26 protein-coding genes and 1 pseudogene are annotated in these 25,072 nt (G+C 67.6%); 18 read left to right on the top strand and 9 right to left on the bottom strand.

All coding sequences use genetic code 11. From position 1 onward, the window contains the following. The first annotated feature begins 200 nt into the window (after nt 1-200). From DIE21_RS19110 to DIE21_RS19070, 9 genes are all read left to right on the top strand, one after another. On the top strand, nt 201-1,613 hold the full coding sequence (locus tag DIE21_RS19110) for an aldehyde dehydrogenase family protein (protein WP_124499183.1): 1,413 nt from the start codon (nt 201-203) through the stop codon (nt 1,611-1,613). Nucleotides 1,614-1,692: 79 nt separating this feature from the next. Next, nucleotides 1,693-3,033 carry an aspartate aminotransferase family protein gene (locus DIE21_RS19105; protein WP_124499182.1) on the top strand — a complete coding sequence of 447 codons (1,341 nt, stop codon included), beginning with the start codon at nt 1,693-1,695 and terminating at the stop codon, nt 3,031-3,033. A 260-nt stretch (nt 3,034-3,293) separates the two neighbouring features. Then, nucleotides 3,294-4,796: an APC family permease gene (locus DIE21_RS19100; RefSeq protein ID WP_124499181.1), complete on the top strand. Its 1,503-nt coding sequence runs from the start codon at nt 3,294-3,296 to the stop codon at nt 4,794-4,796. Beyond that, entirely contained in the window at nt 4,793-5,383 is a 591-nt protein-coding gene (locus DIE21_RS19095) for a DUF3156 family protein (protein WP_124499180.1), read from the top strand. The genes DIE21_RS19100 and DIE21_RS19095 overlap by 4 nt, the downstream gene beginning before the upstream one ends. A gap of 60 nt (nt 5,384-5,443) precedes the next feature. Next, nucleotides 5,444-6,382: a helix-turn-helix domain-containing protein gene (locus tag DIE21_RS19090; protein WP_124499179.1), complete on the top strand. Its 939-nt coding sequence runs from the start codon at nt 5,444-5,446 to the stop codon at nt 6,380-6,382. 171 nt (nt 6,383-6,553) lie between these two features. Beyond that, on the top strand, nt 6,554-7,762 hold the full coding sequence (locus DIE21_RS19085; RefSeq protein ID WP_124499178.1) for a porin: 1,209 nt from the start codon (nt 6,554-6,556) through the stop codon (nt 7,760-7,762). A 187-nt stretch (nt 7,763-7,949) separates the two neighbouring features. After that, the gene (locus DIE21_RS19080) at nt 7,950-9,188 is read left to right on the top strand and encodes an ABC transporter substrate-binding protein (protein WP_124499177.1); all 1,239 of its coding nucleotides are present in this window, start codon (nt 7,950-7,952) and stop codon (nt 9,186-9,188) included. A gap of 34 nt (nt 9,189-9,222) precedes the next feature. Next, nucleotides 9,223-10,092 carry a carbohydrate ABC transporter permease gene (locus DIE21_RS19075; protein ID WP_124499176.1) on the top strand — a complete coding sequence of 290 codons (870 nt, stop codon included), beginning with the start codon at nt 9,223-9,225 and terminating at the stop codon, nt 10,090-10,092. Next, nucleotides 10,089-10,949, top strand: coding sequence for a carbohydrate ABC transporter permease (locus tag DIE21_RS19070; RefSeq protein WP_124499175.1), 861 nt, complete (start codon nt 10,089-10,091; stop codon nt 10,947-10,949). The genes DIE21_RS19075 and DIE21_RS19070 overlap by 4 nt, the downstream gene beginning before the upstream one ends. 9 nt (nt 10,950-10,958) lie before the next feature. On the opposite strand, the gene DIE21_RS19065 is transcribed toward DIE21_RS19070, so the two are convergent. Beyond that, nucleotides 10,959-11,981, bottom strand: a complete 1,023-nt coding sequence (locus tag DIE21_RS19065; protein WP_124499174.1) for a LacI family DNA-binding transcriptional regulator — start codon at nt 11,979-11,981, stop codon at nt 10,959-10,961. A gap of 6 nt (nt 11,982-11,987) precedes the next feature. On the opposite strand from DIE21_RS19065, the gene DIE21_RS19060 reads away from it, so the two are divergent. The 3 genes from DIE21_RS19060 (at nt 11,988) to DIE21_RS19050 (ending at nt 13,721) form a co-directional block, all read left to right on the top strand. Beyond that, nucleotides 11,988-12,908, top strand: coding sequence for a phosphatidylinositol-specific phospholipase C (locus DIE21_RS19060; protein WP_185642803.1), 921 nt, complete (start codon nt 11,988-11,990; stop codon nt 12,906-12,908). A 164-nt stretch (nt 12,909-13,072) separates the two neighbouring features. Next, nucleotides 13,073-13,354 carry a type II toxin-antitoxin system HigB family toxin gene (locus DIE21_RS19055; RefSeq protein WP_409364638.1) on the top strand — a complete coding sequence of 94 codons (282 nt, stop codon included), beginning with the start codon at nt 13,073-13,075 and terminating at the stop codon, nt 13,352-13,354. 4 nt (nt 13,355-13,358) lie between these two features. After that, nucleotides 13,359-13,721: a type II toxin-antitoxin system HigA family antitoxin gene (locus tag DIE21_RS19050; RefSeq protein WP_124499173.1), complete on the top strand. Its 363-nt coding sequence runs from the start codon at nt 13,359-13,361 to the stop codon at nt 13,719-13,721. 145 nt (nt 13,722-13,866) lie between these two features. On the opposite strand, the gene DIE21_RS19045 is transcribed toward DIE21_RS19050, so the two are convergent. Beyond that, complete coding sequence (locus tag DIE21_RS19045; RefSeq protein WP_124499172.1) at nt 13,867-14,478, bottom strand: LysE family translocator; 612 nt, start codon at nt 14,476-14,478, stop codon at nt 13,867-13,869. A gap of 83 nt (nt 14,479-14,561) precedes the next feature. Here DIE21_RS19045 and DIE21_RS19040 point away from each other — a divergent pair, with 83 nt between their 5' ends. Further along, entirely contained in the window at nt 14,562-15,089 is a 528-nt protein-coding gene (locus tag DIE21_RS19040) for a GNAT family N-acetyltransferase (RefSeq protein ID WP_124499171.1), read from the top strand. Between the two features lie 15 nt (nt 15,090-15,104). Here DIE21_RS19040 and DIE21_RS19035 read toward each other — a convergent pair whose 3' ends face one another. From DIE21_RS19035 to DIE21_RS19025, 3 genes are all read right to left on the bottom strand, one after another. Continuing rightward, nucleotides 15,105-16,166: an alkene reductase gene (locus DIE21_RS19035; protein WP_124499170.1), complete on the bottom strand. Its 1,062-nt coding sequence runs from the start codon at nt 16,164-16,166 to the stop codon at nt 15,105-15,107. A 72-nt stretch (nt 16,167-16,238) separates the two neighbouring features. Continuing rightward, entirely contained in the window at nt 16,239-16,547 is a 309-nt protein-coding gene (locus tag DIE21_RS19030; protein ID WP_059449595.1) for a helix-turn-helix transcriptional regulator, read from the bottom strand. A gap of 165 nt (nt 16,548-16,712) precedes the next feature. Next, nucleotides 16,713-17,378, bottom strand: coding sequence for a TetR/AcrR family transcriptional regulator (locus DIE21_RS19025; RefSeq protein WP_221622392.1), 666 nt, complete (start codon nt 17,376-17,378; stop codon nt 16,713-16,715). A gap of 117 nt (nt 17,379-17,495) precedes the next feature. Here DIE21_RS19025 and DIE21_RS19020 point away from each other — a divergent pair, with 117 nt between their 5' ends. Next, nucleotides 17,496-18,248: an SDR family NAD(P)-dependent oxidoreductase gene (locus tag DIE21_RS19020; protein ID WP_124499169.1), complete on the top strand. Its 753-nt coding sequence runs from the start codon at nt 17,496-17,498 to the stop codon at nt 18,246-18,248. A 109-nt stretch (nt 18,249-18,357) separates the two neighbouring features. On the opposite strand, the gene gcvA is transcribed toward DIE21_RS19020, so the two are convergent. Beyond that, nucleotides 18,358-19,257, bottom strand: coding sequence for a transcriptional regulator GcvA (gcvA, locus tag DIE21_RS19015; RefSeq protein ID WP_124499168.1), 900 nt, complete (start codon nt 19,255-19,257; stop codon nt 18,358-18,360). 121 nt (nt 19,258-19,378) lie between these two features. Here gcvA and DIE21_RS19010 point away from each other — a divergent pair, with 121 nt between their 5' ends. Beyond that, on the top strand, nt 19,379-20,083 hold the full coding sequence (locus DIE21_RS19010) for an SDR family oxidoreductase (RefSeq protein WP_124499167.1): 705 nt from the start codon (nt 19,379-19,381) through the stop codon (nt 20,081-20,083). A gap of 48 nt (nt 20,084-20,131) precedes the next feature. Here the strand turns inward: DIE21_RS19010 and DIE21_RS19005 are convergent, their stop codons facing one another. The 3 genes from DIE21_RS19005 to DIE21_RS18995 all read right to left on the bottom strand — a co-directional run bounded on the left by DIE21_RS19005 (nt 20,132) and on the right by DIE21_RS18995 (nt 22,688). After that, entirely contained in the window at nt 20,132-21,271 is a 1,140-nt protein-coding gene (locus DIE21_RS19005) for a patatin-like phospholipase family protein (RefSeq protein ID WP_124499166.1), read from the bottom strand. A 107-nt stretch (nt 21,272-21,378) separates the two neighbouring features. Beyond that, entirely contained in the window at nt 21,379-21,720 is a 342-nt protein-coding gene (locus DIE21_RS19000; protein ID WP_124499165.1) for a cupredoxin domain-containing protein, read from the bottom strand. A gap of 23 nt (nt 21,721-21,743) precedes the next feature. Beyond that, nucleotides 21,744-22,688: a metallophosphoesterase gene (locus tag DIE21_RS18995; protein ID WP_124499164.1), complete on the bottom strand. Its 945-nt coding sequence runs from the start codon at nt 22,686-22,688 to the stop codon at nt 21,744-21,746. A gap of 254 nt (nt 22,689-22,942) precedes the next feature. Here DIE21_RS18995 and DIE21_RS37265 point away from each other — a divergent pair, with 254 nt between their 5' ends. From DIE21_RS37265 to DIE21_RS18985, 3 genes and pseudogenes are all read left to right on the top strand, one after another. Continuing rightward, nucleotides 22,943-23,080, top strand: coding sequence for a hypothetical protein (locus DIE21_RS37265; RefSeq protein WP_185642802.1), 138 nt, complete (start codon nt 22,943-22,945; stop codon nt 23,078-23,080). 51 nt (nt 23,081-23,131) lie between these two features. Next, complete coding sequence (locus DIE21_RS18990) at nt 23,132-24,886, top strand: ABC transporter permease subunit (protein ID WP_124499163.1); 1,755 nt, start codon at nt 23,132-23,134, stop codon at nt 24,884-24,886. An 11-nt stretch (nt 24,887-24,897) separates the two neighbouring features. Beyond that, nucleotides 24,898-25,072, top strand: a pseudogene (locus DIE21_RS18985) (nitrate ABC transporter ATP-binding protein); the annotation flags it as partial.

Below are 25,072 nucleotides of genomic sequence, written 5' to 3'. Positions count from 1 at the left end.
CCGCATTCACCCCGCGCCATTCATCCGACGATAGCGCGGCGTTCGCACGCTGCCATTCCACGTTCCCGAGTCACCCGCGTGTCGATCGCGCACGCGCTGCCAATTTGCGCTCACCGGGCGCGATCCCCCGTCGATACAGTGGTTCGACGCCCGCATGCCCGAGCGCACGCGGCTCAGCCATGACAATCATCGAGACGCCCATGAGCACCACGAACTTTGTCGCCGTCAGCGACACCGTGCGCACCTTCGTCGCACGCGACTTCGGCCTTTTCATCGACGGCGCCATGCAGCCCGCGCACTCGGCCGCGCGGCTCGACGTGTACGACCCGGCGACGGGCGAGCGGCTCGCGACGGTCGCGGATGCCGACGCGCACGACGTCGACCGCGCGGTCGCCAGCGCGAAGCACGCATTCGACACCCGCGTGTGGAGCGGGCTGCGCCCGGCCGACCGCGAGCGCATCCTGCTGAAGCTCGCCGACCTGATCGAAGCCGACGCCGAAACGCTGGCGCAACTCGAAACGCTGAACCAGGGCAAGTCGATCCACGTGTCGCGTGCGATCGAGGTCGGCGCGAGCGTCGAATACGCGCGCTACATGGCCGGCTGGGCGACCAAGATCACCGGCCAGACGCTCGACGTGTCGATCCCGTTCCCGCCGGGCGCGCGCTACACGGCCTATACGCGCAAGGAGCCGGTCGGCGTGGTCGCCGCGATCGTGCCGTGGAACTTCCCGCTGATGATCGCGGTGTGGAAGCTGATTCCGGCGCTCGCGGCCGGCTGCACGATCGTGCTGAAGCCGTCGCCGGAAACGCCGCTCACCGCGCTGCGCCTCGCCGAGCTCGCACGCGACGCCGGCGTGCCGCCCGGCGTGTTCAACGTCGTCACGGGCGGCCGCACGTGCGGCGCTGCGCTGTCGAGCCACCCGTCGATCGCGAAGATCTCGTTCACGGGCTCGACCGCGACCGGCAAGCAGGTCGGCGCGGCGGCCGTGCAGAACATGACGCGCTTCTCGCTCGAGCTTGGCGGCAAGAACCCGATCGTGATGCTCGACGACGTCGACGTCGCGCAGGCGCTCGACGGCGTCGCGGCCGGCGCGTTCTTCAACCAGGGGCAGGTGTGCGCGGCCGCGTCTCGCATCTACGTGCACCGCAGCAGGTTCGCGCAGCTCGCGGATGGCCTCGCGGGCGTCGCGCGGTCGATGAAGCTCGGCGCGGGCCTCACGTTCCTCGCGGGCGGCACGCCGGCCGACGACCTGCCCGGCTACTACGTGAAGCCGGCCGTGATCGCCGATCCGCATCCGGACAGCGCGATCGTGCGCGACGAAGTGTTCGGCCCGGTGATCGTCGTCGTGCCGTTCGACGACGCGGCCGACGCGGTGCGGCTCGCGAACGCGTCGCCGTACGGCCTCGCCGCGAGCATCTGGAGCAACGACCTGAAGCGCGTGATGAACCTCGTGCCGCGGATCGAGGCCGGCACCGTGTGGGTGAACTGTCACATCCCGCTCGACCCGTCGATGCCGTTCGGCGGCTACAAGCAATCGGGCATCGGCCGCGAGTTCGGCCAGTACGCGATCGAGGGCTTCACCGAAACCAAATCCGTCTGCATCGCGCACTGACGCGCGGCGCCAGATCCGGCAACCTCGAACCTCGACCCTGGGCGATCCAGGTTCAAACGATCCGAAAGTGGAGACTGCAATGAGCTACAACGAAGCGAAGTTCTGGCACCCGATGCTGCACCCGAACGAAATGAAACAGCGCAAGCCGATCCGCATCGTGCGCGGCGACGGCTGCTACGTGTTCGATGAAACCGGCAGGCAGCTCGTCGACGGCGTCGCGGGCCTGTGGAACGTGAACGTCGGGCACAACCGCCAGGAAGTGAAGGACGCGATCGTGCGCCAGCTCGACGAGCTTGAATACTTCCAGCTGTTCGACGGCATCTCGCATCCGCGCGCGGAAGAGCTGTCGAAGCAGCTGATCGACATGCTCGAGCCGGAAGGCATGCGCCGCGTGCTGTACAGCTCGGGTGGCTCCGACTCGATCGAGACCGCGCTGAAGATCGCACGCCAGTACTGGAAGGTGCGCGGCCAGGCCGACCGCACGAAGTTCATCTCGCTGAAGCAGGGCTATCACGGTACGCACTTCGGCGGCGCGTCGGTGAACGGCAACACGGTGTTTCGCCGCAACTACGAGCCGAACCTGCCCGGCTGCTTCCACGTCGAGACGCCGTGGCTGTACCGCAACCCGTTCACGCAGGATCCGGAGGAGCTCGGCCGGATCTGCGCGGAAATGCTGGAGCGCGAGATCCAGTTCCAGAGCCCCGACACGGTCGCCGCGTTCATCGCCGAGCCGGTGCAGGGCGCGGGCGGCGTGATCGTGCCGCCGGCCAACTACTGGCCGCTCGTGCGCGAGGTGTGCGACCGCTACGGCGTGCTGCTGATCGCCGACGAAGTCGTGACGGGCTTCGGCCGCAGCGGCAGCCTGTTCGGCAGCCGCGGCTGGGGCGTGCGCCCGGACATCATGTGTCTCGCGAAGGGGATCTCGTCCGGCTACGTGCCGCTCGGCGCGACGGCCGTGAACGCGCGGATCGAGGACGCGTTCGCCGCGAACGCGGACTTCGGCGGCGCGATCATGCACGGCTACACGTACGCCGGGCACCCGGTTGCGTGCGCGGCCGCGATCGCGAGCCTCGACATCGTCGTGAAGGAAGACCTGCCGGCGAACGCGGCGAAGCAGGGCGCGTATCTGCTCGAAGCGCTGCAGTCGTTCCCGCAGCGCTTCGCGGCGGTCGGCGAGGTGCGCGGCAAGGGGTTGATGCTCGCGCTCGACCTCGTCGCGAACAAGCAGACCCGCGAGCCGATCGATCCGCTGTCCGGCTATGCGAACGCGGTCGCGGAAGTGGCGCGCGAGCACGGCGTGCTGGTGCGTCCGGTCGGCACGAAGATCATCCTGTCGCCGCCGCTCGTGATCCAGCGCGAGCAGCTCGACCGGATCGTCGACGCGCTCGCGGCGGGCTTCGAGGCCGTGCCGTTCGCGTGAGGCCGGGACGCCGAAACGCCGTGATCGCGTGACGACGAACCGGCGGTGGCGGTCGGGATAACCCGTTCGCCACCGCCGGTTTGCCGATTTGCGCTATGACCGGATTATTTTGCCTGCGTATTTTTTCGACATCGGATCAGGACTGGATCGACAGGGGCCCGGGGGCCGGCGCGCTGAAGCGCCGCCCAGGGCCGAGCGCGAAGTACGGAAGGAGCGGGCGCCGCGGCGCCGGCGCCGGCCGAAAAAGGAAGGAGACAAGGATGTCGGAATGGTCTGGAGTGACCGGCGCCGCGGGCGATACGCCCGCCGCTGCGCCGGCTGAAGCGGGCGGCGGCACGGTGCTGAAGGCGGGCGCGGTCGGTTTTCCGACCGCGCTGGCGAGTGCCGTCGGCCTCATCATGGCAAGCCCGGTGATTCTCACCGCGACGTCGGGTTTCGGGATGGGCGGCTGGGCGTTCGCGGTCGCGATGATCATCGCGTTCGTGATGATGCAGGCGCAGGCGACGACGTTCTCCGAAGCCGCCGCGATGCTGCCGACGGCCGGCTCGGTTTACGATTACCTGTCGTGCGGGCTCGGCCGCTTCTGGGCGATCACCGGCACGATTTCCGCGTATTTCCTCGTGCACGTGTTCGCCGGTACGGCGGAGACGATCCTGAGCGGCATCATGGCGCTCGTGAACTTCGAGTCGCTGAACGCCGCGCTCGAGAAGCACAACAGCGCGTGGCTCGTCGGCGTCGGCCTCGTGGTCACGTTCGCGATCACCAACATCATCGGCATCAAGGTGTTCAGCAAGCTCGAGATCGTGCTGACGGCCGGCATGTGGCTGTCGCTGATGATCTTCGGGATCCTCGGGCTCGCAGCGGCGCCGGCCGTGCATCTCGACGGCTGGTTCGGCGGCTCGGAAGTCGGCACGTCGGTGCCGGCCGTGCTGTCGCTGGTCGGGATGGCGATGTTCATGTTCGTCGGCTGCGAGTTCGTCACGCCGCTCGCGCCGGAAATGAAGGCGCCGGGCCGCACGATTCCGCGCGCGATGGCGCTCGGCCTCGTCGGCGTCGCGATCTGCATGTTCCTGTACGGCGCGGCGATCCGCCGCCAGGTCGCGAACGTGCCGGTCAGCCCGGACGGCCTCACGCACCTGCTCGACACGCCGGGCGCGATTCCCGCGTTCGCGCTGCAGGTGCTTGGGCCCTTCGGCCGCGTCTGGTTCGGCATCGCGTTCCTGTGCGCGGGCGCCGCGACGATCAACACGCTGATGGCCGGGCTACCGCGCATCCTGTACGGGATGGCGATCGACGGCGCGCTGCCGCGCTGCTTCGCGTACCTGCATCCGCGCTTCAAGACGCCGGTGGTCGGCATCGTCGCGGCGGCGGTCGTGCCGATCTTCCATGCTTGGCTGATCAACGGCAACCTCGACAGCATCCTGCACCTCGTGCTCGCCGCGACCTGCGCGTGGGGCACCGCGTATCTGCTCGTCACCGCGTCGGTCGTGATGCTGCGCATCCGGCGCCCGAACCTGCCACGCCCGTACCGTTCGCCGCTGTTCCCGCTGCCGCAGATCGTGTCGAGCGTCGGCATCGTGCTCGCGATCTGGTACATCACGCCGCCCGGCATGAACGCGCGCGACATCTACGTGCCGTTCGGCGCGATGCTCGGGCTCACCGCGCTGTACGCGCTGTTCTGGACGGTCGTCGTGCAGCGCCGGCATCCGTTCAAGCCGGTGCCGGTGGAAGAAGTGCTGCGCAACGAGCACGTCGCGTCGTGAGGCTCGCATTCGCCCGGTGGCGCGCGGCGCCCGACTCACCGCCGCCCGGCCACCGGCCCGGCGCGATCGCCGCGCGCGTGCTGGCTGACCTCGGTGCGGTGCGCGAGGCGGACGGCGAGGTCAGCGAACCCACGGTCCGGCTGCCGAACGGCGTGCGCGTGAGCATCGACGAACGCGTCGACCGTCAGTTCCTGATGCATACGGTCAGCGTGCAGGTGTCGATCAACGCGGACGGTCCGGCCGGGCAGGGCGTTGCACGCGTGCTGCAGACCGGCTGGCTGCGGCGCACCGGCGTCGCGGCGGAGCCCGCACCGGGATGCGACCCCGGATTCGTGCGGATGGTGGCCGCGCTCGTCGCCGATTCGTCACTTGCCGGCGCGCTCCGCCCGCTGCACCTGACCGACTGCACGATCGCCGCGCGCGACGGGCGCTGGACGCTCGCCGTCGTGCCGTTCGGCGGCAGCGAGGTCGTGAACCGGATGCCGTCGTTTCGCCGCTACGTCCGCCTGACCGGCGAGCAGGCCGCCGCGCTGTCGGCGGCCTGTCTTGCGTTCGAAACCGCACTACGCGGAATTTTGCGGGGGTAAGCTGCGACGTTGCGCGCCGTGCGGCCGCAACGTGGATTCAGGGTTTTACCGGAGATGCCGATGCTGTTCCAGTCACGCTCACACGAAGACGTGCATGACCACGGGCTCGCGATCGCGGGTTGGCATCAGGTCTACCGCCAGATGACGCCGGGCCGGTTCAGGGGCACCGTCACGCAGGTGCTGTACGACGATTTCCATTTCTTCCGCGAGACGACCAACCGGCGTGTCGCGCAAACCGGTCTCGCGCCGGCGGGGCGCACGTCGCTCGCGGTGCCGTTGTCGGTGCCGCTCGCCGGCACGTTCCAGGGCCAGCCGGTCGACGGCTATGCGCTGCTCGCGCTGCGCGCCGGCGAGGATTTCGAATTCCATACGCCGGAAGGGATGGGGCTGGTCGGGATCAGCGCCGCGTCGGACATGATCGACGAGCTGTGCGAAGCCGAGTTCGGCGCGGCCGGCGCGCGCAAGCTGCGGCACGTCACGCGGCTGTCGGACGCGCAGGGCGTCGCGCTCGGCGCGCGGCTGTCGTCGCTGATCGACGATGCGCAGCGCAATCCCGGCTGTCTCGAATACGCGGCCACCCGCAAGATGTTCCGCGACGCGATGCTCGGCATGTTCCTCGATGCGCTCGACCAGGGCATCGGCGTCGAGCGCCGCGACATCACGCACGCCACCTACAGCGATATCGTCAGCCGGTGCGAGAAACACCTGCGCGACCGGCCCGAGGAACCCGTCACCGTGCTCGAACTGTGCCGCGCGCTGCGCTGCAGCCGCCGCACGCTGCAGACGAGCTTCCAGCGCGTCGCCGACGTCACGCCCGTCGGCTATCTGCGCACGATCCGGCTGAACGCGGTGCGGCGCCTGCTGCGCACCACTTCCGGCCAGCAACTCGGCGTCGGCGAGGCCGCCGCGAGCTGGGGCTTCACGCATCTCGGCTATTTCGCGCGCGAGTATCGCGACCTGTTCGGCGAGCTGCCGTCGCAAACCTTGCGCCCCGAATGACGTCTTCGCGCCGCGACGGCGCCGCCGGGCGCCGTCGCGTGTCGCCCGTTCGCTTCACCGTTTGCTGATTTGGGATAGAGGTCCCGAATTTTCGCTGGATAGAGTCCTGTCAGCCATATCGACAACTCCATCGGTTTGCACTGCGAATCGATGACAACAGAGGGACGGGACATGAAGATCGGACGACGACTGGCCGCGGCGGCGGCCACGCTGGGTTGCATGCACGCCCACGCGCAGACCTCCGGCAGCGTGACGCTGTACGGCACCGTGGATACCGGCATCATCTATTCGACGAACCAGCAGTTCACGCGCGCCGACGGCAGCACGGGCGGCGGCCATGCATGGCAGATGGGCGGCGGCAACCTCGTGCCGTCGCGTTTCGGGTTCCAGGGCGCGGAGCCGCTCGGTGGCGGCCTCAATGCGGTGTTTTCGCTCGAGCAGCAGTTCCTGTCCGCGAACGGGCAGGCGCTGCAGGGCGGCACCGCGTTCAGCCGGCAGGCGTGGGTCGGGCTGCGCCAGGACGGGATCGGCACGCTCGGCCTCGGACGCCAATACGATTCGTACACGGACATGCTCGGCGCGTACGTGTCGAGCAATAACTGGGCGACGCCGTACGGCTCGCACCTCGGCGACGTCGACAACCTGAACGCCGCGTTCAACTTCAACAACGCGGTGAAGTTCACCAGCGCGGACTTCAACGGCCTGACGTTCGGCGGCACGTTCAGCTTCGGCGGGCAGGCCGGCGACTTTTCCGCGAAGCGCGGCTATGCGGTCGCGGCGACCTACACCCGCGCGCCGGTCGCGTTCTCGGTCGGCTATCTCGACCTGCACCAGCCGCTCGATGCGGCGCTCGGCGGCGCGAGCGGCTATATCGGCGACTTCGCGTGCAGCAACCCGGGCGCGATGTATTGCCTGCTGCAGGACGCCGGCTCGATGCGCGCGTTCGGCGCGGGCGGCTCGGTGACGCTCGGCGCGGCGACGGTCGCGCTGACCTACACCCACACGCGCCTCGGCGACAGCCGTTATTTCTCGACCGGCGCGCAGCCGCGCACGCAGGCGTTCACGTTCGACATCGGCGAGCTGAACGTCACGTACCTGTTCACGCCCGCGCTGCAGGGCGGTGTCGCGTACATCTTCAACGCCGCGCATACCGACGGGCGCGGCACGACGCGCTTCCATCAGGTCAACGTCGGCACGAACTACAGCCTGTCGAAGCGCACCGCGCTGTATGCGGTCGCGATCGGCCAGATCGCGAGCGGCACGGGGCTCGGCACCGACGCGAACGGCAATGCGGCGAACTACGCGCAGATCCCGGTGCTCGCGAACAGCAATTCGAGCCGGCAACTCGCGGTGATGGCCGGGATTCGCGTGAACTTCTGACGGCATGCGTGGGCTGACACGGGCGGGGCGGCCGGCCGCGATGGCGGCCGATCCCGCCGCGTGCCACAAATTCTTAACGATCGACGTGAACAATGGCGTTCGCTTCAGGCCGCCCGAAGCGCCGCCCGCGTTGCACACGTGTGCAACGCGAGGCCGACCCGCCACCACGCCGATCGAGAGAGACCTCATGACCCTGCTGAGCCGCCTGCGCGCGCTGTCCGCCGCCGTTGCGCTGTCCCTTGCCGCCTCGCACGCCTTCGCGGCGGATCTCGTCATCGCGGGCCGCGACGACATCTATGGCAAGGGGCTGGCCGACGCCGTCGCCGGCTTCACCAAACTGCATCCGGGCACCGACATCGAGCTGCTCAAGCTGCCGAACGCGAACCTGTACCAGAAGCTGAAGCTGTCGATGCGCGAAGGCACCGGCACGTACGACCTCGTGATGATGGACGACACGTGGGCGCCCGAATTCATCGGCAACGGCTGGCTGAAGCCGCTGCCCGCGTCGCTGGCGGATGCCGACCTCGTGCCCTCCGCGGTCGCGCTCGGCCGCAACGCGGCGGGCGCGCTGTACGCGCTGCCGATCGTCGGCAACGTCGAGATGTTCGCGTACCGGAAGGATCTGCTCGCGAAATACAAGCTGCAGCCGCCGCGCAACTGGGACGACGTGCTGAAGATCGCGCAGACCGTCGGCGGCGCGGACAAGAGCGTGTCGGGCGTCGTGTTTCGCGGCACCAAGGGCAACCCGGTCGTGACGGGTTTCCTGCCGATCCTGTGGGCCTATGGCGGCGACGTGTTCGACCGCGCCGGCAACGTGACGATCGATTCGCGCGAGTCGCAGGCCGCGCTGAAGACGTTCCTCGCGCTGAAGGCCTCCGCACCGAAGGACGTCGACGTGTATGGCGCCGCCGAAGTGCGCGATGCGCTGCAGCGCGGCACGGCCGCGCAGTCGATCGAGGTGTGGCCGGCGTGGATTCCGGCGCTCGACGATCCGAAGCAGTCGCGCGTGGTCGGGCAGATCGCGCTGCAGCCGCCGCCCGGGCAGACGGCGGGCCCCGCGCCGATGCTCGGCATCTGGCAGATGGGCATTCCAAAGGATGCGCCGCATGCGAAGCTCGCGCAGGACTTCCTGGCTTACCTGAGCGCGCGCGACACGCAAACGCGCCTCGCCGGAATCGGCATTCCGCCGACACGCCGCAGCGTGTTCGCCGATCCGGCGCTGGTGCGCCAGTACCGCTGGTATCCCGATCAGCTGAAGGCGCTCGAGGCCGGCCGTGCGCGGCCGCGCGTGAAGGACTGGCAGCAGGTCGAGAGCATTCTCGGCGATCAGCTGCAACTCGCGCTGACTGGACAGGCCGCTCCCGACGCCGCGCTGCGCCAGGCGCAGCAGAAGATCGCGCAGGCGATGGCCGCGGCCGGCAAGTGACGGCCCGCCGCCCCGCATCGCCCGGCATTCGCGCATGAAAGCCCTCGGCCGCAGCCTGCCGTTCGTCGCGCTGCTCGGCCCCGCGCTGCTGGTGCTGGCCGCGCTCGCGCTGTATCCGGTCGCGCAGGTGCTGGTCGACTCGTTCTGCCGGGTCGACTATGCGGCCGGCCGGCGCGCGTTTGCCGGGCTCGCGAACTATCGCGCGGTGCTCGGCGACGATGCGTTCGCGGCCGGCTTCGGCAACACGCTGCGTTTCACGATCGCGGCGTCGCTCGTTGAAGTCGCGCTCGGCTTCGGTCTCGCGCTGCTGTTCGTGCGTGCGTTCCCGGGGCGGCGCATCGCGCTGCCGCTCGCGATCCTGCCGATGATGCTGTCCACGCTCGTGTGCTCGGCGATCTGGCGCAACTGGCTCAACTTCGACGGCTTCCTGAACGCGCTGCTCGCGGCGTTCGGCGTCGAAGGCGTGCGCTGGCTGTCCGATCCGCATCTTGCATTGTGGTCGCTCGCGCTCGTCGACGTGTGGCAGTGGACGCCGATGGCGTTCCTGATCGTGCTGGCCGGACTGCAATCGATCCCGCAGGAGCTGTACGAAGCCGCGCGCACCGACGGCGCGAGCGAATGGCAGTGCCTGCGCGACATCACGCTGCCGCTCGCGGCGCCGCAGATCGGCCTCGCGCTGCTGCTGCGCTCGATCGACACGTTCAAGCTGTTCGACAAGGTCTATGCGCTGACGGGCGGCGGCCCCGGCAACGCGACGCAGACGCTGTCGACCTATATCTACGACACGGGCTTCCGCTTCTTCAACGTCGGGCCGGCGAGTGCCGCGTCGGTGCTGATGCTCGCGGCGTCCGCGCTGCTGGTTTCGGGGTACGTATGGCAGACGGTTCGCAAGCGGCGCGCATGACGGCGCGATCCGCAGGCATCGCGCATGCGCGATCGGGTGCCGCGTTCGGTCGCGCCGTGCCGTGGGTGCTGCGCATCGTCGCGCTCGCGCTGTTGCTGCTGCCGTGCCTGTGGATGGCCGGCGCGGCGTTCATGCCGACGCTCGAGCGCCTCGACCATCCGCTGCGGATCTGGCCGGCCGCCCCGACGCTCGAGCATTTCGCGTCGGTGTGGTCGAACGGCATCGGCGCGCCGCTCGCCAATTCGCTGCTGGTCGGGTTCGGCACGACGCTGCTCGCGCTGACGCTCGCGTTTCCGGCCGCGTATGCGCTCGTGCGGCTGCGCTTTCCGGCGCGGCTGGATGTGTTGTTCCTGATGCTCGTGCTGGCATTGAAGCTGATGCCGCCGATCACGATCGCCGTGCCGCTGTTCGCGCTCGCGAAGCGGCTGCATCTGCTCGATTCGACGCTCGGGCTGATGCTCGCTTACCAGATCTACGCGCTGCCGATGGCGATCTGGATGCTGCTCGCGTTCGTGCGCGACGTGCCGGTCGAATACGAGGAGGCTGCGTGCATCGACGGCGCGGGGCTCGCGCGGCGGCTCGTGCAGATCGTGCTGCCGCTGTGCGCGCCGGGCCTGATCGCAACCGCGATCTTCGTGTTCATCGCCGCATGGAACGAGTTCCTGATCGCGCTGCTGTTCGTGTCGACGCCGAGCCGCTTCACGCTGCCGCTCGCGATCGCCGGCTACGTGACGGAGAACGGCATCGACTGGGGCGACCTGATGAGCGCGGGGCTGCTGGCGTCGCTGCCGACGCTCGCCGTGGCCGGGTACGTGCAGCGCTACCTGCTGCGCGGCTTCGCGGGCGGGCTGAAGTGACGCGACGCGTCACGCGCAGCTATGCCGCACCACGTGCGTAACCGGCACGACGCGCGTGCGCGAGGGGCCGTCGAACGTCTGGATCCGGTCGGCGAGCAGGTCGACGGCCGCCTGCGCGAGGCCTTGCGTGTCCTGGCGCAGCGTCGTGAGCCGATAGGCGTCGTATCCGGCGGCGGGGATGTCGTCGAAGCCGATCACGCGCAGGTCGTCGGGCACGCGCAGGCCGAAGGCGTCGCGTGCGGCGTCGATCACGCCGAGCGCGAGCAGGTCGGACGAGCAGAACACACCGTTGGGGCGCTCGCCGGCCGCGAACAGTTGCCGCGCGGCATCGATGCCGCACGCATGCGTGTCGGAGCGCGTATCGATCACGCGCACGAGCGCCGCATCGAACGCGTCGCCGCGTTGCAGCATCTGCTCGAACGCATCCGCGCGCGAGCGTGCGCTGTAGCTCGCGGTGCGCGGCCCGACGAACGCGAGCCGGCGCGCGCCGGCCCGCACGAGCCGCTGCGCGGCATGGACGGCGCCCGCCGCGTTGTCGCTGACGACGACATCCGCGCCCGGCAGGTTCGCTTCGCGGTTGATCATCACGACGGGGATCCGGTGGTCGAGATACTGCCGCGCGACCGACAGCGGCGGCGACGCGGACGTCATCACGAGGCCCGCGATCCGGTAGCTGAGCAGCCGTTCGAGCGATTGCCGGACCTGGTGCGGATCATCCGCGTTGGTCACGAGCGGTGTGAACGCGCGCTGGCCGAGCGCGGCCATCAGGTCCGACAGCAGCCGCGCGCGGAACGGATTCTCGAATCCGGCCGTCACGACGCCGATCATGCTGCTGCGCTGCGTGATCATGTCGCGCGCGATCAGGTTGACCTGGTAGCCGAGCGCGCGCGCGGCCACCATCACGCGTTCGCGCGTCTCGGGCGCGATGCTCGCCGTCGGCGAGAACGCGCGCGATACCGCGGAGCGCGACACGCCGGCCCGCACGGCGACGTCCGACGCGGTCACCCACGTCTTTCTTTCCTTGTCAGTCATCGACTCATGATCCCTTCGCGACACGAAGCCCCCACGCCGCTGGCCGACTGGATGTCGGCGCTCGACGACGCGCGGCCGCTGCATGCGCTGACCCTACCGGGCAGCCATGACACCTGTGCGTATACGGTCGACGATCCGCTCGTGCGCACGCAGCGCGCGCCGCTCGACGCGCAGCTCGCGCACGGCGTGCGGCTGCTCGATATCCGCTGCCGGCACCGGGGCGATACGTTCGACATTCATCACGGCGGCATCGCGCTCGGCATGTCGTTCGACGACGTGCTCGCGGACTGCGCACGCTTTCTCGATGCGCATCCGCGCGAATGCATCGTGATGTCGGTGAAGGACGAGTGGCCCGCGCACGGCTGCACGCGCAGTTTCGATGCGACGTTCGATGCGCATTGCGCGCGGCATCCGCGGCTGCGCTGGCATGCGGGCGACGCGCTGCCGGCGCTCGGCGACGTGCGCGGCGCGGTGGTGTTGCTGCGGCGGTTCCGCAGCGGCCGGCCGCTCGGCATCGACCTGACCGCATGGCCCGACAACGCGACGTTCACGATCGATCATCCCGATGCGGCGTTCGTGATCCAGGATGAATACCGTGTGCCTGTCGCCGGGTCGATCAACTACAAGTGGCGCGTGATCGATGCGCTGCTGACCGGCATGCCGTCGCCGGAAAGCGGCCGCTGGGCGATCAACTTCTGCAGCGGGACGGGGATGGGCGCGAATCCGTCGGTGGTCGCGCACGGCGACGGCAGGGTGCAGGGGATTCAGGCGCGGCTCGCGGAGCGGTTGCGCGAAGCGCGCGGATCGTGTGGCGCGATGTTGCTCGATTTCTGCGACGACGATGACTGGGCGTTGGTGCGGGCGCTGGTTGAGTGCAATGAGCATGTGCCTGCGCCGGGGGGCAGGCGCAGGTCGGTGGGCTGCTAGGCGGGTTCGCGTGGAGCGTTTCGTGAACGTGTCCGTTTTGTTCGTCACACTTCTTGACGAATCAGCGGGCGGCAATCATGCGCGTATCAGAGCGATGCGCTGTCGTGGTGCGGAGGAGCGGTGCTTATCGATCGATTGCGCTGCATCTGGAGGTGTCCCTCCCCATGCCAGGCAGTGTAACGTTGGCAATCCGCCCACCTTTAACCGGGTGGGGGACTCCATGTATGGAGGCGTCGAAGGCCAACTGGAAGACTCCGCAGAACATCAAGGATCAGTACGCCAGTGCCAGCTTCATTGGTCGGAACCGAGTGGTTTTCAACATCAAGGGCAACGATTTCCGGTTGATCGTCGCGGTGGCCGATCAGGTCGGTGTGGTGTATGTGAAGTTTGTCGGTACGCACGCGGAATATGACAGGGTCGATGCGGCAACCGTGGAGATGGAGTAACGAGATGGACATTCACCCGATTCGAACAGAGGCCGATTACAAGGCCGCCCTGAAGGCGGTGTCCGCGCTTGTTGATCTGGACCCCGCGCCGGGTACGCCGGAGGGCGACGAGTTGGAGATCATGGCGATCCTGATCGAGCGCTATGAGGCGGAGCATTTCCCGTTGGTTTTGCCGAACCCGATCGATGCGATCAAGTTTCGGATGGAGCAAGCCGGCTTGTCGGTCCCGGACATGCAACCGTACATCGGGAATACCAACCGGGTGTACGAGGTGCTGGCTGGCCGACGATCACTGAGTCTCGCCATGATCCGGAAGTTGCACGAAGGGCTGCATATTCCCGCGGACGTGCTGATTGGGACATCGTGAGCGAGTGAGTCCTGGAGTGCCCTGCTTGAGCTTACGGTTTGTGTCGGTAAGCGGATTATTTGAAGAAATGGCGCCGTGAGGCGCCATTCTTTTTGCGGAAATTGCGCGCGAAAAGGGCCGCGCCTGTCGCCGTCCCCATGCCGGCTCAGCGCGTCGCAATCGCCACTGCTGCCCCTGCCATCGCGGTCGCGCTCGTCCGGTTCGCGATCCGCTTCGCGCGTGCCGACGTGAGAAAAGCCCGCGCACGCACCGCGAGCAGCGACCAGAAGCAGTCGGCGAGGATCAGGATGGCGAGCATCGTGCCGACGAGCTCGGCCCACGCGAGCACACCGACATGCGTGAGGTCGACGATCGTCGGCAGCAGCGCGAGATAGAACAGCATGATCTTCGGATTGCCGAGCGTGACGAGCGTGCCCGCGACGAACATGCGCCATGGCGACTGGCCGCGCGGCAGGTCGCCGGCCTTCGTGTCGGTGGGTGCGGTCCACATCTTCCACGCGAGGAACAGCAGGTAGGCGACGCCGAGCAGCTTCAGCACGAGCAGGCCCGTCTCGAACGTGCGCGCGAACGCGGACAGCCCGGCGACGGCCAGCGTGAGCCACAGCGCCTCGCCGATCCACATCGCGGCGAGGAACGGCAGCACGTCTCGCACGCCGTTCGTCAGCACGCGCGCGACGAGCGCGGCGACGCTCGGGCCGGGCGTGCCGGCGGTGACGAGCAGGGCGATGGCGAACACGGTGAGCGCGGACAGCGTCATGACGAACCTCGTGGGCGGGGCGTTCGAAAGGTATGAAGTTTCGATTATAGTGACGGCCGTTCCCGCCCGCCTACCTCGTCGTGATGACAGTACCGATCCGGATTCGTCCCGCCACGCGGGAAGACGCGGCCGCGATGGCCGCGGTGGAAGTGGCCGCCGCCCGGCGTTTTCGCGACATCGGCATGCCCGACATCGCCGAAGGCGAACCGACCGACGCGGCCGACGTGCTCGTGCGCATCGACGACGGTCGCGCGTATGTCGCGACGGACGAAGCGGGGACGTGCGTGGGTTTCGCGTTCTACCGGCTGCTCGATGCGCAGCGGCTTTATCTCGAAGAGCTGGATGTCGCGCCATCGCATGCGGGGCAGCGGATCGGCGCGCGCCTGATCGAACGGATCATGACGCGCGCCGCGCGAGACGGCATCGCCCAGGTGGTGCTGTCGACGTTTCGCGACGCGCCGTGGAATGCGCCGTACTACGCGCGCCTCGGCTTCCACGTCATCGAAGACGCCGCGCTCGACGACACGCTGCGCGCGATCCGCGCACATCACGTCGAGCGCGGGCTCGACGAGACGCGGCGCGTGTTCATGCGCGCGGACGTGCGCGCATGAACGTGTCGCGGGCCGTCAGGCCGCGTCGCTGAGCGCCGGGTAGTCGGTATAACCCGTTTCGCCTTCGGCGTAGAACGTCTCCGGCACCGGCTTGTTCAACGGTGCGCCGAGTTCGAGGCGGCGCGGCAGGTCCGGGTTCGCGATGAACAGCTTGCCCCACGCGATCGCGTCGGCGTTGCCGCTCGCGAGCGTGTCCTGCGCGGATTCGAGCGTGAACTGCTCGTTGGCGATCAGCGGGCCGCCGAACGCTTCCTTCAGGCGCGGACTCAGGTGGTCGCCCGAATACGATTCACGCGTGAAGATGAACGCGATCTTGCGGCGGCCGAGTTCGCGTGCGACATGGCCGAACGTCGCGGCCGGGTCGGAGTCGCCCATCGTGTGCGCATCGCCGCGCGGTGCGAGATGCACGCCGACACGGCCCGCGCCCCACACGTCGATCGCCGCGTCGACCACTTCGAGCAGCAGCCGCGCGCGGTTCTCGATCGGGCCGCCGTACGCGTCGGTGCGGCGATTGGTGCTGTCCTGCAGGAACTGGTCGAGCAGGTAGCCGTTCGCGCCGTGGATCTCGACGCCGTCGAACCCCGCCTTCTTCGCGTTCTCCGCGCCCTTGCGGTACGCGGCGACGATGCCCGGAATTTCATCGAGTGCGAGCGCGCGCGGCGTCACGTACGGACGCTGCGGACGCACGAGGCTCACGTGGCCGCCCGCGGCGATCGCGCTCGGCGCGACCGGCAGGTCGCCGTTCAGGAACACCGGATCGGAGATCCGGCCGACGTGCCAGAGCTGCAGCACCATGCGGCCGCCGGCCGCGTGCACGGCCTGCGTCACGCGCTTCCAGCCTTCGACCTGCTCGTCGGACCAGATGCCGGGCGTGTCCGCGTAGCCGACGCCCTGCGGCGTGACCGAGGTCGCTTCGCTGATGATCAGGCCGGCCGATGCGCGCTCGGCGTAATAGCGCGCCATCAGGTCGTTCGGTACGCGCGTCGCGCCGGCGCGGGAGCGGGTGAGCGGCGCCATCACGATGCGGTTCGGCAGGGTCAGGTCGCCGAGGGTAACGGGGTCGAACAGGGTAGGCATGGCAGATAACCTTTTCACGAAAGGCGGGATGGCCGTCGCGTCGTGCGCGGCGTGCGGCCCGCATGGCCTGGGTCAGAGTTCGCGGCGCAGGGCGTCGAGAAATGCGTCGATGACGGCCTCGTTGCGCCGGAAGAACGCCCACTGGCCGATCCGCGTCGACGTCACGAGCCCCGCGCGCTGCAGCGTCGCGAGGTGCGCGGAGACGGTCGACTGCGACAGCCCGCAGCGCGCGTCGATCTGCCCGGCGCAGACGCCGTGGTCATACGGCAGCGTCTGCTCCGGGAAATGCGCGCCCGGCGTTTTCAGCCAGACGAGGATTTCCCGGCGCACGGGGTTCGAAAGCGCTTTCAGGATCGCGTCGATGTCGAGTTCGGTCGGCATGGAAAGGGGCTGGTGTTCTGGCGGAAAAACCGGCGCAACACGAGTATCGTCATTGGCCGAATCTTATATCGGAAAGTAACGATATGCATGAAGACACTGATTGCAATGGGGTTGATTGATGTGGGCCTCGCTCGAGTCGGGGCGCGTCGACGCGCTGTCGCTTCGTCACCGTGAGCGCGTGTCTTTCCGGTCATCCGGGTCTTTTCGCGCGCCGCGTACCAGCATGGAACGTCGCGAGTCGGCGCGATAGCGCAACCCGTCGACAAACAGCGCGACGAGCCGTTTGGCATCGGGCGGATCGGGGCATTCGAGCGGAGCGCAGAGCGCGCCCACCGCGCACATGAGCTCGTCCGGCTGGATGCCATCGCGAATTTCGCCTGCTGCAATCGCCGCATCGAGGAGATTCCGTACGACAGGGCGGAGCCGCTCCAGAAAATACAGCGGCAACGCCTTGAACGCGGGATCGCCCGAATTCATCGCGGCAGCGAGGCCGCGCCGCTTCGTCACGAACGCGACGTAGTGATCGACCCATCCCGCCAACGCGTCACCGGGCCCCAGCGTACCCGCCAGCTCGATGCCGACTTCGGCGCAGGCATCGACTTCGCTGCACAACGCGGCGACGACCAGATCGGAGCGTCGGGGAAAGTGGCGATAAATCGTACCGATCCCGACGCCGGCCTTCAGCGCGATTTCACGCACCGGTGCGTCGACGCCGGACGACTCGAAAACCTCCAGCGCCGTTCGCAGCAGCGTATCGATGTTCCGCTGCGCGTCGGCTCGCACGGTGCGCGGCGCGCGTTCATCCGGGCCCTCGTTCATCTTGCTGCTCAATTCACTTCTCCTTGCTAAGTGGAACGATGTTCCGTATAGTTTGTATCCGGATCGATGTTCCGCTTGCATTTTAACGTAAGCGCGTCGGTTCATCCCTCATCCTGAACGGAGCAAGACATGCACACCACAGCCGTGGCACTGGTAACCGGTGCAAACAAGGGAATCGGCCTTCAGATCGCCAAGGACCTGGCCGCGAAAGGCTTCAAGGTACTCGTCGGCGCACGCAATCTCGCTTTGGGCGTGACGGCCGCGCAACGCGTCGGCGCGGAGGCGGAGGCAATTCAGCTCGATGTGACGGACCACGCGTCGATTGCGGCTGCGGCCGCGCAGATCGAACGGACGCTCGGGCGTCTCGATGTGCTCGTCAACAACGCGGGCATCTCGCGTCCGATCAAACCGGGCACGAGCATTGAAGAAATGCAGGACGGTGACAAGGTGAGCCGGGTGTCGATCGACGATATGCGAACCGTGTTCGAAACCAATGTATTCGGTGTTGTCGCGGTCACGCAGGCGATGCTGCCGCTCCTTCGCAAATCGCCGGGTGGCCGCATCGTCAACATCTCGAGCGCGGGCGGATCTCTTTTGCTGAAGGATGATCCTTCGGATTACTCACGGCGTTACATTGGCGTCTATCAGACGTCGAAAACCGCACTCAACGCGGTGACGCAGGCGTTCGCCATTGAACTGGAGGGAACGAACATCAAGGTCAATGCAGCGTGTCCGGGATTCACCGCAACCGATTTGAGCAACCATGCGCCTGGCGCAGGAACGGTCGAAGACGCGGCACGAGAGCCGGTCCGGCTGGCCCTGCTCGATGCGAACGGGCCGACCGGCACCTTTTCGAATGCGGCCGGCCGGCTGCCGTGGTGAGATTGTCGGCAACGCGATCGGGATGGATTGCGCGAGCTGCCTCCAACCCACGCGTGACAGACGGTAAATCGCCGATATCCTTGGAAAATCCGGCTGTGGCTTCAGCGGCTCACGCTTTCCCGTACTGCGCAAAGAGCCACCGGCGCATGGCCTCGAGCGCTTCCGAATGCGCATTGGCTTGCGGAAAGACGACATAAAACCCGAGCGACATCGGAAACGAAAAATCGAATACGCGGCGCAGCCTGCCGTCCGCGATGTCGCGCGCGACCAGCGGTTCGCTGGTCAGCGCGATGCCTTGACCCGCGATCGCCGCGTCGATGGCGAGCAGCGACTGGCTGAACCTGGGCCCTTTCGTCGGATCGGCCAGCCCCTTTCCGCCGAGCTTCTCGATGAACTCGGGCCACAGATCGTGCGCGTCGTGCAGCAGCACATGCTTCGACAAGTCCGCGGGCGTCCGGATCGGCGGACCGCCGTCGAGCAATGTCGGGCTGGCGACGGCGAAGATGTCGAGCGGAGACAGCCGCTCCGCGACCAGGCCGGCCGGGAATGGCGGCTTGCTCAGTCGAATCGCGATGTCGACGCCATCGGCCCTGAACGACGCGAGCCGTTCGTCGGCGATCACGCGCACCTCGATGTCGGGGTGCAGCCGGCCGAAGTCCGACAGGCGCGGAATCAGCCATTTCGACGCGAACGACGGCGTCGTGCTGACCGCCAGAACCGTGGGGCGCTGGCCCAGGGCGTCGGTAGCGTCGGAGATGATCTGCAGTGCGCGCTGCACCGACGAAAAATACTCGAGCCCTTCGCGCGTCAGTGCCAGCCCCCTCGGCAAGCGTCGAAACAGCTGCACCTCCACGACGTCCTCCAGATGCCTGACCTGCTGCGCCACCGCGCCCTGGGTCACGCCGAGTTCGTCGGCGGCCAGCCGGAAATTGAGGTGGCGCGCGGCGGCCTCGAACGCGCGAAGCGCATTGAGCGGCGGGAACCGGCGGGCACGCAACATAGCCTTCATGCAGTAGAAAATCTACAGGGTGGATGGAGAAATCATCGTTCGACAATTCGATTATAGAGTCCTAGAGTGGCGCTTTGGAACGACGATTGCGGCGCTGGGCCGACCTATCCGGGAGAACGGCATGACTGTAGAGAAAGTGGCTTTGGTGACGGCGGCGGGCAAGGGCATGGGCGCCGCGATCGCGCGCGACCTCGCGAACAACGGGTATCACGTCGCGCTGATGTCGCCGTCCGGCAGCGCGGTCGAACTTGCGAAGGAACTCGGCGGTTTCGGCGTGGCGGGGTCCGTTACCAATGACGCCGACATCGAGCGTTTCGTGAACGAGACGCTCGCGAAGTACGGCCGTATCGATGCGGTCGTCAACAACACCGGTCATCCGCCGAAGGGCGACTTGCTCGCCATCGAGGACGACAAGTGGCACGAAGGGCTCGACCTGATCGTGCTCAACGTCGTTCGCGTGCTGCGCCGGGTGACGCCCGTGTTCCTGAAGCAGGGCGGCGGCGCGGTGGTCAATATCTCGAGCTTCGCGGCCGACGCGCCCGAGCAGGCGATGCCGGTGTCGTCCGCGCTGCGCGCGGCGCTCAGTTCCGTCACGCGCCTGTACGCCGATCGGTATGCGAAGGACAACATTCGCATCAATTCGGTGCTGCCCGGCTTCATCGACAGCTGGCCGGAGACGCCCGAGATCGTCGCCCGCATTCCGGTCGGCCGTTTCGGCAAGACACAGGAGATCGCGCAGACGGTGACGTTCCTGCTGTCGGAAGGCGCCGGCTACATCACCGGGCAGAACATTCGCGTCGACGGCGGCATCGTGCGCGCGCTGTAAGCCGGCACAGGGCAGGACGGTGCGCGCGTGGACGTTGCGCCGGCGGCGTCAGTCATGCCGCTCGCCGATCCGGTGCTCGTCCGGGCTCCAGACACTGAGCCCCTCCGTCGGGTCCATCGGCAGATCCCACGGCCGCGCGGCGATCGCCTGCGTCGTCGCGTCGAACCCGGCCTGGCGGCGCGCGGCGATGCCGTCCGGCGTGAAATCGATGTCCTTCCACTGATCGTCGCCGTCGAGCCGCGGCGCCGCGAGCTTGATCACGCGCATCGTGGTCTGGCAGCCCCACGCGGCGAGCGCCTGCACGTCGGCCGACGTGCGTTCCGCCTCCGGCAGCCGCGTGACCAGTTCCCGGATCACGTGGCGCAGCCGGTGAATCTGCTGTTGCCGCGCGATGTTGCCGTCCGTGCGGCTCGCGTACTGGATGTCCTTCTGCCGTTCCGACACCTGCCAGATGCTTTGCGGCTCCGGCCCGACCGGATTCCACATCTGCACCGAGAAGATGATCGAACTGCGGCGCGGCGCATCGTCCAGCACGACCTCGACGGGGGTATTCGAATAGACGCCGCCGTCCCAGTAGGGCGCGCCGTCGATGCGCACGGCCGGGAACGCGGGCGGCAGCGCGCCCGAGCTCATCACGTGGTCGAGGCCGAGCGGCCGGTCGCGCGAATCGAAATAGCGCATCGTGCCGGTGCACGCGTTGACCGCGCCGACGGTCAGTCGCGGCCGGCGCGCGTTCAGCAGGTCGAGGTCGATGAGCGACGCGAGCGTGTCGCGCAGCGGCTCGACCACGTAGTACGACGCGTGCTCGACGCCGACCCGCGCAAGCGGCCCGAGCCACGCGGCGGGATTCGGCCGGAAGAATCCCGGAATGCCCGCGCCGACGACCGCGAGCTCGGCGCCGATCTTGTTCCAGCTCGTCGGGAGGCCCGGCACGTTCGCGGCAGGCCGTTCGGTCACGTGGCGCCAGAACTCGGCCATCCGCCGCGCGCGGCGACCGGGCGCGTTGCCGGCGATCAGCGCCGCGTTGATCGCGCCGATCGACGTGCCGATCACCCAGTCGGGCTGGATGCCCGCCGCGTCCATCGCCTCGAATACGCCGAGCTGGTATGCACCCAGTGCGCCGCCGCCCTGGAGCACGAGCACGACCTGGCCCGGCAGTTTCGGGCGTGCGGGTTGACTTGCCGTCATCGCTTTCCTCGCAGTCGGTGACGGCCGGCGGGTTCCGGCCGGATGGAACCAGTGTAGGCGATCGACGCGCACCGTCCGCCGTGCCGGATGGTGCGCGGGGCGTCGCGTCATTCCACGGTGATGGTCTCCTTCATGTACGGATGAATTCCGCAGAACACCTTGTACACGCCCGGCTTGTCGAAGCGGAACGAGTAGGTCTCGTCCTGGTCGAGCGCGTTCGAGTGAAAGATGCCCGCATCGTTGACGATGGTATGCGGTTCCGCGTCGAGGTTCTTCCACGTGACCGTCGTGCCGGCCTTGATCGTGGTCGACATCGGCGAAAACATGAAGTTGTGGATCGTCACGAGCGGGCCGGCCGGGGGCTGCGCGAATGCGGCGAGCGGCGTGCCGGCGGCGGCTGCGCACAGGATCAGCGCGGCCGGCAGCATCGAGGGCTTGAAGGGGGGCATGTCGGTCTCCTTGCGGGTCGGGATCAGGCGAGCGTCGTGTCGTGCAGCGATGCAGCCACCGGATGGCCGGCGAAGTCGACGGTCGTCACGCCGAGCATCGCGGGCAGCCGGTCGCGCGGCACCGTGAGCGGCACCGGGCCCGGGCCGTTGCCCGCGGTCGGTTGCGGGAACGCGGTGGAGCGCGCGGTGTGGAACGTCACGTTGCCCTCGACCTTCGACACGATCTGGTGGATGTGCCCGTTCAGCACGGTGACCGAGCCGAAGCGGCGCAGCAGCGCCATCGTCTGCGGCGCGTCGCCGGTGCCCCAGCCCCACGGCTCGTAGATGGTCCACATCGGCATGTGCGAGAACACGACGATCGGCGTGCTCGACGACTGACCCTTGAGATCCTGCGCGAGCCACGCGAGCTGGTCGTCGCCGAAGCTGCCGAGCCCGTTCGGCTTGAAGTGCATCACGTTGACGAGCGCGACGAAGTGCACGCCCGCGTGATCGAAGCTGTAGTAGCCGCGGTTGTCCGACGCCTTGCCGAACCGGCTGAAGTATTCGGCGCCCGAACCGTCGGTCACGTCGTGTTCGCCGGGCACCGTGTGCAGTTCCGGCACGCGCAGCGCGGACAGCAACTGCGACGCCTGGTCGAACTCCGCCGCTTTGGACAGGTGCGTGATGTCGCCGGTATGGATGGCGAGCGCCGGCATCGCAGGCATCCCGTTGACGAGGTCGATCGTCTGCCGCAGCGTGGCCGCGACGTCGGGATTCGCGTCCTTGTTGAAGCCGATGTGCGTGTCGCTGATCTGCACGAACAGCGGCCGGCCCTTGTCCGCTGGGAGTGCGGCGCCGCTTTGCGCGAGCGCGAGATCGAACGGCGTCAGGATGCCGCCCGACAGCGTAAACAGCGTGCCGAGGCCGCCGAACGCCATGCATTGCAGGGCCTTGCGGCGCGACGGGCGGGTGGGAGTCGATGAAGACATGTGAGCCTCGCAATCGTATGACGGAACCGGACGGCCGGATCGTCCTGGAATAAGCCGGCGCCTTCGCATGCCATACCGGTGCGGCAGCGGATTTATTCCCGCGAGTTGCGACCCGGAATTCGGTTGCGCGCGGTTTGCGGCGCGATGACGGAGCGCCGGCGGATGACCTGTCAATGTCCTGTAAGTGACACGACACATTTGCGTCATGCCTGCCCGATAGCCTGCGACACCGAATCACCTCTCCGGAGCCCATCATGCCGAATCTCGCGGCAACGGAAACCAGCGGTGCGGCCAGTCATCGCACGCGCACCATCAGCCTCGCGCTGTTTTTTCCGACTGCCGGCGATCGTCCGTCCGACTCCCGCGAACCTGTTCCGAGCCGCACCCGCTGACGCGGCGATCGGCCGCCCCCATCGATTTTCAATTCGACCAAGACGCTACCGATGGATATCAGTTTTTTCGATCCGAATCGCACCGCCAACGCGTCCGCGTGGCGTGTGCTCCCTAATCGCTGGGACGCGGTCGCGTTTCCGCTGATCATCGGCATACTCGCGATGGCGATCGTCGGCTTCCACCAGACGATGGCGCCGATCGCGACCCTGCAGACGCAGAAGATCTCGCTCGATCCGTCGAACCTGCCCGAATACGCGTTGCGCACGACGCTGCGGATGCTCGCCGCGATGGTCGCGTCGCTCGCGTTCACGCTGGTCTACGGCACGCTCGCGGCGAAAAGCCGCCGCGCGGGGATGGTGCTGATCCCGATTCTCGACATCCTGCAGTCGGTGCCGGTGCTCGGCTTCATCTCGTTTACGGTCACGTTCTTCCTCGCGCTGTTCCCGAGCCGCGTGCTCGGCGCCGAGCTCGCGGCGATCTTCGCGATCTTCACGAGCCAGGCGTGGAACATGACGTTCAGCTTCTACCAGTCGCTGCGCACGGTGCCGCGCGACCTGAGCGAAGTGTCGCGCGGCTTTCACCTGACGTCGTGGCAGCGCTTCTGGAAGCTCGAGGTGCCGTTCTCGATGCCGGGTCTGATCTGGAACATGATGATGTCGATGTCGGGCGGCTGGTTCTTCGTCGTCGCGTCGGAGGCGATCACCGTCGGCAACCAGACCATCACGCTGCCGGGAATCGGTGCGTATCTCGCGCAGGCGATCTCCGACAAGAACCTTGGCGCGGTGGGCTGGGTGATCGTCGCGATGTCGGTCGTGATCCTCGCGTACGACCAGTTCCTGTTCCGTCCGCTCGTCGCGTGGGCCGACAAGTTCCGGATGGAGAACACCGCGTCGGGCGATGCGCCGCAATCCTGGCTGCTCGACATGATGCGTCGCACGCACCTGATTCATCAGCTGCTCGTGCCGGCCGGCTGGCTGCTGTCGCAGGCCGCGCGGATTCCGCTGCGCGTGCCGTCGTTCAAGGGCGTCGGCGCACGCGTCGGATCGAGCCGCCGTTCGTCGCGTGTCGGCGACATCGTGTGGGGCGCGTTCGTGATCCTGCTGACCGCGTACGTCGCGTGGCGCGTCGTCAGCTTCGTCGCGACCGGCGTGACGATGGGCGAGGTCGGCCACGTGCTGGTGCTCGGGCTGATCACGCTGCTGCGCGTGCTGGTGCTGATCGCGATCGCGTCGGTGATCTGGGTGCCGCTCGGCGTGCTGATCGGGCTGCGCCCGAAGCTGGCCGAGAAGATCCAGCCGCTCGCGCAGTTCCTCGCCGCGTTCCCGGCGAACCTGCTGTTTCCGGTGTTCGTGATAGTGATCGTCCACTTCCACCTGAACGCGGACATCTGGCTGTCGCCGCTGATCGTGCTCGGCACGCAGTGGTACATCCTGTTCAACGTGATCGCCGGCGCGATGTCCTATCCGAACGACTACAAGGAAGCGACGAAGAACTTCCGCATTCGCGGCTGGCAATGGTGGCGGCAGGCGATCCTGCCGGGCATCTTCCCGTACTACGTGACCGGCGCGATCACCGCGTCGGGCGGCGCGTGGAACGCGAGCATCGTGTCCGAGTTCGTGCAGTGGGGCGATACCAGGGTCGTCGCGCACGGCCTTGGCTCGTATATCGCGCAATCGACCGCCGCCGGCGATTTCCCGAAGATCATCCTGGGCATCGCCGTGATGTCCCTGTTCGTTACCTTGTTCAACCGTCTGCTGTGGCGTCCGATGTACGCCTATGCGGAATCCCGGCTCCGTCTCGATTGAGAGTAAGCGCGATGCAAAATTCGACCGTTATCAACGCCCCCGTCAAGACGTCCCAGCCGCTGCAGCCGCCGCGCCTCGGCGAAGAAATCCTGCGCGTCGAGCACGTGAACCGCGGCTTCAACAAGACGCAGGGCGAACTGCTCGTGCTCGACGACGCGAACCTGTCGCTGCGCGAAGGCGAGATCG

It is taken from the genome of Burkholderia sp. Bp9140 (genome assembly GCF_003853425.1).
In the GTDB taxonomy this organism is placed as follows: domain Bacteria; phylum Pseudomonadota; class Gammaproteobacteria; order Burkholderiales; family Burkholderiaceae; genus Burkholderia.
Note: the sequence above shows the minus strand (reverse complement) of the source record. Positions and strands in the feature narration are given on the sequence as shown.